Origin of the sequence: Bdellovibrio sp. NC01, from assembly GCF_006874625.1 — a bacterium.
Taxonomy (GTDB): Bacteria; Bdellovibrionota; Bdellovibrionia; order Bdellovibrionales; family Bdellovibrionaceae; genus Bdellovibrio.
Genome location: NZ_CP030034.1, coordinates 612,045 through 625,246 on the forward strand (window position 1 = coordinate 612,045; position 13,202 = coordinate 625,246).

General features: G+C 44.2%; 13 protein-coding genes. 11 read left to right on the plus strand and 2 right to left on the minus strand.

From position 1 onward, the window contains the following. Positions 1–29: 29 nt before the first annotated feature. Positions 30–806, plus strand: coding sequence for a 3D domain-containing protein (locus tag DOE51_RS02975; protein ID WP_142695104.1), 777 nt, complete (start codon positions 30–32; stop codon positions 804–806). A 490-nt stretch (positions 807–1,296) separates the two neighbouring features. Beyond that, positions 1,297–2,124: a flagellin gene (locus tag DOE51_RS02980; RefSeq protein WP_142695105.1), complete on the plus strand. Its 828-nt coding sequence runs from the start codon at positions 1,297–1,299 to the stop codon at positions 2,122–2,124. 268 nt (positions 2,125–2,392) lie between these two features. Here the strand turns inward: DOE51_RS02980 and DOE51_RS02985 are convergent, their stop codons facing one another. Continuing rightward, positions 2,393–3,031 carry a transposase gene (locus DOE51_RS02985; RefSeq protein WP_168196379.1) on the minus strand — a complete coding sequence of 213 codons (639 nt, stop codon included), beginning with the start codon at positions 3,029–3,031 and terminating at the stop codon, positions 2,393–2,395. A gap of 447 nt (positions 3,032–3,478) precedes the next feature. Between DOE51_RS02985 and DOE51_RS02990 the strand changes: the two genes are divergently transcribed. Next, a complete protein-coding gene (locus tag DOE51_RS02990; protein WP_142695107.1) occupies positions 3,479–4,312 on the plus strand; it encodes a flagellin in 834 nt (277 codons plus the stop codon). Between the two features lie 104 nt (positions 4,313–4,416). Here the strand turns inward: DOE51_RS02990 and DOE51_RS02995 are convergent, their stop codons facing one another. Next, the gene (locus DOE51_RS02995; RefSeq protein WP_142695108.1) at positions 4,417–5,028 is read right to left on the minus strand and encodes a type 1 glutamine amidotransferase domain-containing protein; all 612 of its coding nucleotides are present in this window, start codon (positions 5,026–5,028) and stop codon (positions 4,417–4,419) included. A 179-nt stretch (positions 5,029–5,207) separates the two neighbouring features. Here DOE51_RS02995 and DOE51_RS03000 point away from each other — a divergent pair, with 179 nt between their 5' ends. The 8 genes from DOE51_RS03000 to DOE51_RS03035 all read left to right on the plus strand — a co-directional run bounded on the left by DOE51_RS03000 (position 5,208) and on the right by DOE51_RS03035 (position 13,184). Next, positions 5,208–6,809 carry an FAD-dependent oxidoreductase gene (locus tag DOE51_RS03000; RefSeq protein WP_168196380.1) on the plus strand — a complete coding sequence of 534 codons (1,602 nt, stop codon included), beginning with the start codon at positions 5,208–5,210 and terminating at the stop codon, positions 6,807–6,809. 98 nt (positions 6,810–6,907) lie between these two features. Further along, positions 6,908–7,282, plus strand: a complete 375-nt coding sequence (locus DOE51_RS03005; protein WP_142695110.1) for a hypothetical protein — start codon at positions 6,908–6,910, stop codon at positions 7,280–7,282. 171 nt (positions 7,283–7,453) lie between these two features. After that, complete coding sequence (fliD, locus tag DOE51_RS03010) at positions 7,454–8,824, plus strand: flagellar filament capping protein FliD (protein ID WP_142695111.1); 1,371 nt, start codon at positions 7,454–7,456, stop codon at positions 8,822–8,824. Positions 8,825–8,884: 60 nt separating this feature from the next. Beyond that, complete coding sequence (fliS, locus tag DOE51_RS03015) at positions 8,885–9,298, plus strand: flagellar export chaperone FliS (RefSeq protein WP_142695112.1); 414 nt, start codon at positions 8,885–8,887, stop codon at positions 9,296–9,298. Positions 9,299–9,315: 17 nt separating this feature from the next. After that, positions 9,316–9,741 (plus strand): hypothetical protein, encoded by a 426-nt coding sequence (locus tag DOE51_RS03020; protein ID WP_142695113.1) that lies wholly within the window; start codon positions 9,316–9,318, stop codon positions 9,739–9,741. A 156-nt stretch (positions 9,742–9,897) separates the two neighbouring features. After that, entirely contained in the window at positions 9,898–10,968 is a 1,071-nt protein-coding gene (locus DOE51_RS03025; RefSeq protein WP_142695114.1) for a lipopolysaccharide assembly protein LapB, read from the plus strand. A gap of 8 nt (positions 10,969–10,976) precedes the next feature. After that, the gene (locus DOE51_RS03030) at positions 10,977–11,582 is read left to right on the plus strand and encodes a hypothetical protein (protein ID WP_246845304.1); all 606 of its coding nucleotides are present in this window, start codon (positions 10,977–10,979) and stop codon (positions 11,580–11,582) included. Continuing rightward, a complete protein-coding gene (locus tag DOE51_RS03035) occupies positions 11,583–13,184 on the plus strand; it encodes a glycosyltransferase family 9 protein (protein WP_142695116.1) in 1,602 nt (533 codons plus the stop codon). Positions 13,185–13,202: the final 18 nt, after the last annotated feature.

Here is a 13,202-nt window from a genome sequence, read left to right on the forward strand (position 1 = left end):
ATCAATGGGGTTAGGAAGGGAGAGCTCGAATGAAAACACTCAAGAAAGTCCTCGTTCTTTTTGCTTTCGCTTCTCAGATCGTGTCGTGTGCGGCATCGAAGGCGTCTGACGGCGATGCGAACATGTTAAATCCCACAATCTATTACAAGCCGACGATTCGTGTTGATCGCACAAAGTGCGATGCTTCCGAAATCACAGAGATGAAATCTCCTGAAGATAAAGTATTAGCCGTGATGTGTTTGCGTGATTTCAATAACTGTGTGATGCAAGGTTCTTGTTTCATTGTCTCTGAAGATTCGCGCATGCGTTCGTTTAACTACTATGCGCGCGGTCCTGATACGATTCCACGTTTTGTAGAAGTGGATATTCGTCGTTGTCCTTATGGCTATGGCATGCGCAATACGTGTCTTGATCCGTACTTTACCGTCGCTGCTGATTTGAAAATTTATAAATTAGGTGACGTGATTTTTGTTCCGCGCTTAGTAGGACAGTTGATGCCTGATGGACAAACGCATGATGGTTTCCTTGTCGTGCGCGATGCGGGTGGTGGAATTAATGGTGCCAATCGTTTCGACTTCTTTACGGGTTTCTACAATCATCTGGCGCGCGAAAATACTCTGGCACGCTTAGGCTTCGGCGATAAAACAAATGCGTTTGAATTCCGTGTCGCCTCAGAGGAGGAAGCGAAAGAAGTGCGCGATCGCCGTGGTTATCCTGGCTTGAAAAAAGAGATTATTATCTCTCCTGAAGGGCCTTATGGGGCTCGTCCCGCATCGCTTTCTGCTCCTCCTAAATCGGTGGAGTAGGAGCTTTAAGGTCTCATTTTTGTGTAACATAAAACGTTGATTTTTCTTCGATTTCCCACCCTTAGTCGAGGTCTAGCTAGACCTTTGGCGATATTTCTTGCAAAATTTTTTATCAATAAAATCAGGGGTTTAATAAACCTCACAAAAAATTTCTGGACCAAAGCCTAAAGTTTTCTGGACCTTCGTCGATACGTTACCTCGTACACGTTGGTGCAACCGAATACGGACCCCTCCTTCTCCTGAAAAGCAGGAATCCCTCTTCGGACAAGTTCCTCGACGAGAGCGTCAGTCACCGCTGTCATCGAGGAACCTGCTCCAACCTTTTATTCCAATTTTTAAGTTAGTGAGAGTTAGGAAATTTTAAAACGCAGATCATAGTACGTTGTTGGATCCCGGATTTTTTCTGAAGGTAAGTGGTGCGACCACAGATCTTATTCCGATTCCCAAAAAAGACAGCGACTTGATCTCAAAAATCCCAAGGAGGATTACTATGGGCTTAAGAATCGCGACCAATACTGCTTCGATCGCAGCACAACGTGTGTTGGGTACTCAGCAGAAACGTTCCGAACATTCGGCGCAGGCATTAGCTTCTGGTAGCCGTATCGTTCACGCCGCCGACGACGCTGCCGGTTTGGCGATCTCCGAAAACTTCAGAGGACAGTTAAGAGGTATCTCTGCTGCCCGTAATAATGCCAACAACGCGATTTCATTCGCGCAAGTAGGTGAGGGTGGTCTTTCTGAAGTTTCTAATATCTTGGTTCGTCTTCGCGAGCTTGGAGTTCAAGCAGCCTCTGACACTATCGGTGAAACAGAGCGCGGATTCTTGAACAAAGAGACGCAACAGCTTCTTCAAGAGGCGGACCGTATTGCGAAAACAACAACGTTCGGTAATAGAAAACTCCTCGACGGCTCTGGCGGTGACTTGCAATTCCAAGTCGGTGCGAATGCCGGTGAAGATAATATGATTAAGGTGACCTTCGATGCCGATGCGACTGCAAGTAATCTTGGTATCGACGGAATTGCCATGGCCGACAAAGGTGATGCTCGAGACTCGTTAGAGAAAATCGACAAAGCCTTGGTGAAGGTCTCAGAGATGCGTGCGGGATTTGGTGCGACTCAATCGCGACTTGAATCTACGGTCTCTAACTTAGATGTGTCTTATGAAAACTTATCTGCTGCGAATTCACGTATCCGTGATACTGACGTAGCGAAAGAAACTGCAGAACTTGCGTCTGCGAATATTCTCCAAAATACGGCGGTATCGGTTCTGTCACAAGCGAACATGTTACCGAACGTAGCTATGAAACTAGTGGGCTAAGTTTAATCCACACAGCCTTAGCTAGTTAATATCCAAGAAAAAGCTCCTTCAACTTCGGCCTACACCCGAAGCTGCGGGAGCATGAGCGAAAGAAAGCTCTTTAGTTAATAAATAAAAAGTTACGAACCACAATTAGCAATTCGAGAGGGTTTTCTTGGGATAGAGCCCTCTCAATGAGTAGTCGCCCACAAAAACTGCTCATGTTAAGCCCACCCCAGAAGGCCTCCGCCTTCTGGGGATTTTTAGGGTGTCTGTCGTTTTTTTGGGTCTACAACGCGTTAAATTCCAAGTCTGAAGAACGCTTGTTAACTTTGCTAAGAACGAATTCTGGCCTCTTGAGCGCCTTTCTGACTAAATCCCAATCTTCTTCTAATGGTGCAGTATTCAACCAAGCGAGAGTTGCTTGTCTTGTTTCCCAATTTCCCCAATTATCATCTTCTTGAACGGGTACTTCCATCCAACTATTTCCTAAAACTCCATGAAGAGAACTGAATTTATAATCTTCTACTCTTTCAACTAATCCTGCTGTGACCGGATTTCGGTAAACGTATTTATAGGCGTGCAAATAGTAGAGTGGAGAGGCAATTAGTGTGCGATGGAATCTTCCGCCGTAACAGTGGTTGATTCTTTTACTTAACTTTGAAATCTCTTTGCTCGTTTGAGTCATAAAGAATTTCATTGCTTCACTGATGTTGCCGTCAGGTGCTCTTACTAGCATGTGAAAATGATTACTCATCAATACGAATGCTTGGATTCGCAAGTTGAACGCGTGATTGATGAAATATAAATTTCTAGTCATCACCTCCCAAACTACTTCCGGATTTTGGCTGAACCATTCCTTATTAATACATCTAGCAGTGACGTGATATGGATACTCTGACTGATTGATAAATTGCTTTCTTCCCATTCTCGACTGAAGAGCAAACTTCTTTCTTAGATATACCCGCACTAAATACATCAATACCTTCGTGTGAATCCGAAATTCAAAAAAATCTGACGCGATGTAGACCCAAAAAAACGACAGACACCCTCTTCTGTTGGCGAGTCTTGGATTTGGTGGGCCGGGCTTTGGTCGGGGTTTTTTGTGGATTTTGGGCTGGATTTCAGGGCCTTGGTCTAGGTTTTTCGGGACCATGGTCTAGTTTTGCTGGACGTGACTAAAGGCTTCACAGACCTCGCCGAAAGGTATGTCAGAAGCAACGACGGAACTAAAGTCGAAACGCTCGAGAGACTCTGAAGGAGTGACTGCCTGATGAGAATCGCTTGTAGAGCCCTAGACGGAAGTGAAGTCCCAACGTGTACAACAGGCAAGCCTAAGTAGGTATAAGGCTGCCGCAATTAATGGGGGTCCCAAATGGGAATGAGAATTTCTACAAATATTTCTGCCGTGAATGCGCAAAGAACGATGAGCCAGTCTCAACGTGCAATTGGCAAATCTATGGAGCAATTGGCTTCTGGATCGCGCATCAATAAAGCAGCCGATGACGCTGCCGGCTTGGCGATCAGTGAGGGTATGAAATCCCAAATCAGATCTTTAGGTCAAGCACAACGAAACGCGAACGATGGTATCTCGATGGTACAAACTGCTGAGGGTGGTTTGAATGAGGTTTCAAATATCTTAACTCGTATGCGTGAGTTGGGTATCCAAGCTTCTTCTGACACTATCGGTGATACAGAACGCGGTTTCTTGAATAAAGAGGTTCAACAACTTAAAGCTGAATCACAACGTATTACTCAAACAACAAGATTTGGTAATGCGAAATTGATCGACGGTTCAGGCGATAAGTTTGATTTCCAAGTAGGTACAGGTAACGACTCTGAAGCGGACCGTATCTCTTACAACGCGGCTGAGACAAACGCATCTATCGATAACTTGGGTATCGCTGGTTTCGACTTCTCTTCTAAAGAGGGCGCACAAGAAGCTCTAGAGAAAATCGATAAAGCGCAAACGCAAGTGAACGGTTTCCGCGCAGGTCTTGGTGCCCTTCAAAACCGTTTGACATCTACAGTTGATAACTTGGGTGTGCAAAACGAAAACATCTCTGCAGCGAACTCACGTATCCGTGATACTGACGTAGCAGCAGCAACAGCTGAGTCAGCTCGTAACCAAGTATTGATGGCAGCAAATACATCAGTATTGTCACAAGCTAACTCCATGCCGAATGCAGCGATGAAATTGATTGGTTAATATTAAAAGAGTTTTGTTCTGAGAGGATGCCTCCGTGTCCTCTCGGTACCAACCTACCCAGGGTGCTTTAATACTCACCCTGGGGTACTTAAGGTGTGGGGCAGTTAGTGATGAAGACTTCTGTCCTTTTTCTCGTTTCGATTCGACATCGAGCCAAAGAGTGAAACATCGTGCGGACCTTCCGCAAATTCTTCGATCATCTTTTTGTTAAATGCAGGAATATCGTCAGGCTTACGACTTGTGATTAAGCCGTTATCGACAACAACTTCTGTATCCATCCAATTTGCTCCCGCATTAATCATGTCTGTTCTTAATGAGCCATAGCTGGTCATGTTTTTTCCACGAAGATATCCCGTTTCAATCAGAACTTGGGGGCCGTGACAGATAGCCGCAATCGGTTTTCCGTGCGCGATGAAGTCTTCAACGAAATGAACGACAGATTCTTCCTGGCGAAGTTTGTCAGGATTCATCACACCGCCGGGTAACATCAAGGCATCGTAATCCTCTTCATCAGCAATATCGATTGTGGCATTCACGTCGATGGATTCGCCCCAATCTTTTTTATTCCAGGCTTTAATTTTTCCTGACTTTAAAGAGACAATGTCGACTTGTGCTCCGGCATCTTCTAACGCTTTCTTCGGTTCAAACAGTTCGGATTGTTCAAAACCATCCGTGGCAACGATTGCTACGCGTTTTCCTTCTAATGTTTTTTTCATAAATGCCTCCATTTCTCTTACGAGTTCATATCTGCATTGTAGACCCGCAACCAGTTCACACAAAATTTCGCAGACCATTTTGAGCAATGACATGATTTGTGGTGATTATCGACACTGGGCCTCGGGCACTTATGAGGATCGTCGTGGAGTTGCTAAAATTTATTTTCAGAGGGGGAACCATGGCACAATACCAACAAAGTCACCTGTCTTTATGGCAGGAAGATATCATTTTCCCAAATCTCGAACCGTTGAGTGAATCTATCACGACTGAAATTTGTATTGTGGGAACTGGTTTTGCCGGATTATTGCTTGCGTATCGCTTGCTGAAAGCAGGACATAAAGTCGTCCTGCTAGATAAAGACCCTTTGGGATACAACGAGTCGTCGCGAACTTCCGCGCATATTTCTGATGCCTTTGATGATCACTTCACAAAAATTTTAAAAAAGCATGGCAAAGAAAAAGCTCAGTTGTCTTATCAAAGTCATCATGAGGCTATCGATTTGTTAGAGCAAATCGCGCGTGAAGAAAATATTGATTGTGATTTTAAACGCGTCGATGGCTATCTTTTCCTTGGTGAAGGCGATGACATACAAACTTTGCAAAAGGAACTGGAAGCCGCAAAAACCTGTGGAGTGATTGAGGTCGAGCTTTTAGAAAATACGCATGGAATGTTCTTTGATATGGGTGCAGCCCTGCGCTTCGGACATCAGGCGCAATTTCATCCCTTAAAATTTACAAGTGCATTGATAAATATCATCAGAAATAGGGGGGCGAAGATTTTCACGCGCTCACAAGTTGTTAAAGTTCACGACGATGTGAAAGCGCCGTGGGTGGAATTGGCAAATGGTACGAAAGTCACCGCACAAAAAGTCGTCATGGCGACAAATGTGCCCGTGAATAATTTGATTTCCATTATTGCTAAAGAAGCGGCGTTTCGCTCTTACGTGTTGGGAATTAAAGTTCCGCGTGGCAGTGTGAATCAAGCTTTGATGTGGGATACTCACGATCCTTATCATTACATCCGTATCGATGCGTCGCCTGAGCGTGATTATGACATTCTGATCGTTGGGGGAGAAGATCACCGCGTAGGGCAAGAAGAACATCCCGAGTTGCGTTTTGAACGAATTCAACAATGGGTCACCGAAAGATTGGGTTTGAAAGATCCGCAGGTGGTTTACAGTTGGTCGGGACAAATTATCGAACCCATGGATGGCCTTGCATACATTGGCAGAAATCCCGGAGATAAAAATGTTTTCATTCATACGGGCGATTCAGGGCAGGGAATTACACATGCTGCCATCGGTTCGATGATCCTGACGGATTTGATTGAAGGTAAAGAACATCGTTGGGGGTCGGTGTATGATCCAAGTCGATTTCATCTCAGCGGCCTCAATGATTTTTTAAAAGACAATTTACAGAATGGAATTCAATACGCGGATTGGATTTATCGCGATGAAAAAGATCTGACTGAATTACTGCCAGGCGAAGGCTGCGTAGTGAATTCAGGTTTAACCAAAACCGCTGTTTATCGTGATAAAGAAGGTTCACTTCATAAGATGTCAGCGATCTGCACCCATGCCGGCGGAATCGTAAAGTGGAATGCCGGAGAAGAAACATGGGATTGTCCTTGTCACGGTTCGCGCTTCAGTAAAATGGGAGAAGTTCTGAACGGTCCCGCGATGCACAATCTGCCTCTGAAAAAAGAGGAAAAGAATGAAGAATCACCGCTCAAGAAAAAAGACGATTCACAGATGGATACTTTTTCTCGAGGTACTCGCTAAGAAAGTTCGCGATCACGACTCGACATCGGCCTTGAAATTCTCGACCTGGGACGTGCGTGCTTAAGTCCTCAGCATTCAAGGCCGATAAGTGTATCGCTATGAACATTAAAGGCCTTATTCCAAACATCAATGCGCCAGAAGTGAAAGCGGTCGACCGAGCGGGTCGCGCTATTCAATCTGATTCCGCGCATGACAGAGATGCGAACGGCCAAGAAAGTTATCAGCAACAGCAGCAAGAGCAAAAACCTCCAATGACAGAAGAGCAACTTGAAACTTCGATGCAGCACTTGCGTGCGCTTCCTGCTTTCAAAGAGCATCGTTGGTCCGTGGAGCTTGTGAATGAAGACGGTGCGCGCTTCGTTCTTGTAAAAGATAACTTGGGCACACTGATTCGTAGAATTCCTGAAGCAGAGTTGTGGACTTTGCCGACAGATGATTCTCCTCGAGGCCAGCTTCTGAAGAGATCTGCTTAATATTTTTTTCCGAGCAGTATTTGTTTCCTATATGTACGTCCTGAAAAAGACCCCTCTGTCAAAATCGCTGCTGCATAAATTCGAATAGAGCGAGTTTTTACTCGTCGCTAGCCCTAACTCTAGACATTTAATTGACTCACGGTCGCTGTATGAATTTGAGACGATAAATTCATGGCAGGCATACGCATTACAGGAATGGCCTCTGGGCTACCACCAAATATCGTCGATCAGCTCATGGATGCTGAGCGTATTCCTGTGAAGCAAATGGAAGAGAAACGTACCGAGAAAGACGAAAAGTTGAAACTCGTGACGGAGCTTGAAACCAAAGTGAACGACATCACTAAAAACTTGGGCGAGCTGACAAGTAATGGTGGCTTCACTGATAAAAAGTTTGTGACTAGCGATAACACAGTTGTCGATGGTGCACTTGATCCGGCAACGGCGGTTCCAGGGAATTATTCTTTGGAAGTTGTACAGTTGGCGGAAAAACCTGCGGCGATTTCGAACGGGTTTCCTGACAAGGACAAAACTCAGATTGGTGTTGGTTACATCAAGTTCGAAACTGAAGAGGGTGAAAAAGAAGTTTATATCAACGGCAAGAATTCAACTCTTGATGGCGTCGCAAAGCAAATTAACTCTGCGAACGTTGGCTTAAAAGCGCAAGTGTTGGAAGACCGTAAGGACAAAGAAAATCCGTTCAAGCTTTTGGTATCAGGGCTTGGCACAGGGGACGATAAACAAATTACGTTCCCAAAAATTTATCTCTTGGATGGAGATCAGGACATGTATTTCGATCAGTCCCGAGCTTCAAAAAATGCCAAGGTCAAAGTGGACGGGTTTGAAATTGAACTTCCGGAGAATAAGTCGACGAGCATTATTCCGGGTGTGACGCTTGATTTGAAATCGGCGGCTCCAGGAAAAGTGATCAACATGACTGTGAAAGAAAATTTAGAAGTCATCAGCGGTAAAGTGAAAAGCTTTGTCGATGCATACAATGCGGCTTTGGCATTTATCCAAAAGCAGCATCAATTGCAACCGGGTGCAAAGGGTGGAAATCCATCTTTGGGTCCTTTGGGTGGTGACGGTTTGCTTCGCACGATTGAAAGCAGCTTACGTAGCACGCTTTTGAATCCGGTGAATGGAGTGCAGTCTCCGGTCACTCGTATTAGCGAATTGGGTATTACATTTAATCGTAACGGTACTTTGGATTTCAGCCAGGACAAGTTCAATAAAGTTCTGAATGCAAATCCACAAGGAGTCGCTGCCTTCTTCAGAGGAGACGGCTTCTCTACAGGTTTCGTAGCGAACGTGAAAAGAATGGTGACGAATTTGACGAATGGTCAATTCGGGGGCATCGCAAACCGTAAAAAAGGTTTGGATTCTCAGATCAAGCAGATCAATTCACGTATTGATACGAAAGAACGACAGCTTGAAAGAAAAGAGGACAGCTTACGTAAAAAGTTTGCTGACCTTGAAACCAAAATGTCAGAGATGCAGGCGCAACAAGCGAAGTTTGCGGCGATGTCTCGACAGGGTGGATAGAATTAATTAGGTAATTAGTTTTTAGAAAATAGTTTTCCGATTTAGGACGAAGAGGGAGCAATGAACAAAAACGCATATCAACAGAAGTACAAAGCCACGTCGGTGCAAAGTGCAAGCAAAGAGAAAATCTTGCTTATGCTTTATGAAGGCGCAATCAAGTTCACAAAACTTGCAATCAAAGCCATCGAAGAAAAGAAGATCGCTGACCGCGGTATGAACATCGGTCGTGCATTCGACATCATCATGGAACTGAACAACACTCTGGACCACAAAGTGGGAGGGGAAATCGCTTCTCAGCTTGAGCAGCTATACATGTTCATGATGGAACAGTACACGAAAGCCAACATCCATGGCGATACAGCGCCATTGCATGCAAATCTAAAGCTTTTGCAAACGCTTTATGATGGTTGGGTACAAGCAGTAGAAAAAATCAAAAAAGAATCAGACAGCTCATCAGGACAGAAAGCAGGTTAATTCTCATGGAGGAGAACATGACTAGAATCATCACGTTGCTGAACGAAAAGAATCACTATTTGGAAAAGTTCTACTCATTGAATGAGGTTGAACTTGCGAACTTCGCGCAAGGTCAATTTGATAACCTGCAACACTTTTACCAAACACGTGAAAGAATCCTTGATGTCTTGAAATACGTTGATGCGCAAATCGATAAGGCGCAAAACGAAATGGGTCCTGATGTACAACTTGCCGAAGATATGCGCGCGCAAGCTTGTGAAGCATTGGCGATCAAAGATGAATACGTAACTCGTATCATTGAGCAAGATATCCAGGTCTTGGCATGTATCGAAACTGCAAAGAACTCTATTATTAAGGAACTTCAGGAAGTGCGTCGTAATCGCAAAGGTATTAGCGGTTACAAAACGAAGACTTTCACAAACAGACTAGACGAAGAGGTCTAGGAAATTTTTTCCCGACAAAATACTGACAGCAAGTTTGGTTGAAGAGTCAAATCCCACGACTAAACTTGCGTCAGAACTTCTCAGATTAAATTAAATCAAGAACGAAGCATTGGCATCTGTGTTGCTCCATCAACTTCACGAAGGAGATCCAGTCAGATGTTGGAAAATCAGTTCGTTCAAAAGTCCAGTGAAACCTTTGGCGATATTACGCCGCAAGAAAACCTCAGCGAAGGCGCTGGCAAAATCTATTTTGATACCGTACAGGCGATCAGCGATTTCGATGCTGAAACTCAGCAAGAAGTTGCAGCTTCTACTCTAACGAAGTCAGAGGGTAGACCAGATGCCAAGATTCCAACATATCTATTGAATGCGCGCGTGTTGGCGAAGCACAAAGAATACAAACTTGCGTTGAATCTTTTGCGTGAAGCTAGCAATCGTGACTCTCACAATCCAGAAACCTTGAAGTTGTTGGCGTTTTGCCTAGAAAAAACGTCACGCCACAATGAAGCGTTGATCGTGCAAAAAACGTTGCTGTCTGTTGATTACGGCTTCGACAGCTTGTTCGGTTTTGCCACATCCCTGTACAAAATGGGACGTGATCAGGAAGCTTTGGATAAATACTTTGAAGCTTTGTCTGTATTGACGGAAGAAAACGACAACTTGTTCGAGTTGTATAAAAACATGGGAAATATCTTCGTACGTCAAGGCGACTTCGACGGTGCGGAAGAATACTACAATAAAGCATATACGGTGAACACGACGTCTGACGTTCTTTTGGTGAACTTCGGTACGCTAGAAGTGCAACGCAATGATTTCGATAAATCTTTGTATTGCTTCCGTAAAGCAGTCGAGATCAATCCAGAAAACGATAAAGCATGGGTTGGCTTGGCGATGGTTCATAACCAATTTGGTGACAGTGAACTTGCTTGGGCCAATCTTGAGACGGCTCTTGATATCAATTCACAAAACAGAACGGCAGTGCACTTGGCTGCGAACTGGGGCTTGCGTGATGGTAAGACATTGAAGGCGATTGAAGCACTTCAAAACTATCTGGGCTCGGTGGAGGAAGACGAAGACATGTCGTTAGTGCTGATCAATCTTTTCTGCACGACAGGTCAAATCGAAAAAGCTCTTTTGGAAATTGAAAGAGTTCTTTTGTGGAACCCAGAACATAAAGAAGTACGCCAACTTAAAAAGAAACTTACATCATCGCAAAGGGCCGCATAATTATGTCTATGATCACATTCTCTGAAAATCATGAATCTTCTTTGATCTCTTTTGAAGAAGGACAAGCCCTGGCTTCCTTGCGTGATCCTCGTGGTGAGGCTTTGAAATGGGTTTATTCATTAGGCCAATTCCCATCAAATCACGTTGTGGTTGTGGGTTTAGGTTCAGGCTTTCATATTTCTGCATTGGCAGATCTTGATCCAACTGTACAAATCACGGTTGTTGATTCACGCGAAGCTTTGCTTCCAGTTTTCAGAGCTCAGTTTCCAGAGCTTGAAGGCCGCGTAAATATTTTGATCGCTGAAAACGTGCAAGATTTGATGAAATCAGATCTTTACGCGGATGTTGTTCGTGACAGAGCTTACGTGATTTCGTTCCGTGAGTGCTGGGGCAACCAAGTTGATTTGTATTCGCAATTTTTTGCTCACTTAACAGGCCGTACAGTGGAGTCAGTTCGTTTCCACTTCCAAGAGTTCGGTATCAACATGAAGGCGTTGTATTTCCAAAACAACAACCTTCTTTCTATTAACGATGTTCTGCCAGTGGTGGAAGCATCCGTTATGCCAGAACAGCAGAAACAAATGTTTCGTGCGTTAGGGGAATTGGTAAAATAGATGAAAATTCTAGTCGTATCTTTGCTTCGCTTGGGTGACATCATTCAACAAGAGCCGCTATTGCGTGGCCTTCGGGATAAATATCCTGAAGCAGAGATACATTTATTGGTGAATAAGCAATTCTCCAGCATCGAAAGATTGTTGAGCGGAGTCGTGAATCGTTTCATTACTTTTGATCGCGAAGCTTTGCAACGTGGCTTGGGTGAGGCGGAATTCAATATTCTGTGGTCTTATTCGCAATTGGAAAATCTGGTTCAGTCGCTAAATGCTGAAGGCTACGATCAGGTTTTAAATTTCACGCATACAAAATTAAGCGCCTATTTGATTGGGGCCATCGACGCGAAAGCGAAAAAAGGATTGCACCAAACAGACGGGAAGTTTGCCGGTTTGGAAAACAGATGGCTTCGTTATTTTAACGATCGCTTTTCTGCAAACCAAAAATCTTTGTTTCACTATGTTGAGCTTTTGGGAAAATCATTCGATATCCCAGTGCCTAAAAAACAAAATGAACAAAGAGCCAAATCTAAAACAGTTCTTCTGCAATGCTTAACCAGCAATCAGAAAAAGAACTGGGGTCTTTTTAATTTCGCACGACTTAAACGCACTATTGAATCGGCACTGGTAGACTATAAAGTGCAGGTTCTTGGTGCATCTTTTGAACGCGCAGAATTGCTTGAGTACTTCAGCGATTCTGACCTGTTGATTTGTGATCTTCCAGACGCGCAAAAACATTTGCAGGCAGCTGCTTTGCTAGTGACGGGTGATACGAGCATTAAACACTTGGCTGCACAAATCGGTACGCCGATTGTTGAAATCGCCATTGGTTCCAGTGATCCGGTGAAAACGGGTGCCTATTCTGCGAATGCAGAAGTTATTACGACAACGGTGCCGTGTGCTCCGTGTGGTCATGCTCAGGGTTGCACACAAAAATCTCATTTATGTGCGGAAGAAATCACGGTTGATCAAGTTTTCGCAGCCGTGTGGGATAAGCTGAGTGGTGAAAAGAAAAAGGTGATCTCTGGGCAACTGGACCTCGACCGTGCAGTATGGTCTTTGTACCTGGATAAAGAGCACAAAGATCTAGAACCCTATTTTTTCCATGCCGCTCAAGAATTTGTACATCACACTGCAAATATGAAGGAACTTTTGGCTGAGTCACAACGACAAGGTCAGATTCTGACTTCATGGTTAACAAGTGCTCTGAATGCGTTGCCAAGCAGAGAACAGCTTTTAACGAAACGCACTCTGCAAGCTTCAGAAATGTCAGAGCTCATTCTTGTTGGACAAGACATTATTCGTTCCAAACAAGATGTGGGTGGATACTTTACCGGATTTTTAGAAAGTTTAATCAGCCGTTTTTCACATCCAGTGCAATTACATGATCGCGTTTTGCAAGCATTGGAAGAAGCGCGCGAATTGTTAGAAATTCGCTCGACGTTGATGCGATATCTTGAATCGCTCTCCAAGGAGGGAGGCTACTATGCAACAGGAATTGGACAATTATCTATCGGTGGCTTTGAAGAGACTCGAACAGGCCTACAACGAACTGACGCAGAAGCAGTCTTACGACGAGCAGGCAGAGAAATTGAAACTTTTGAGTGAATTAGCAAAGGAACAAAT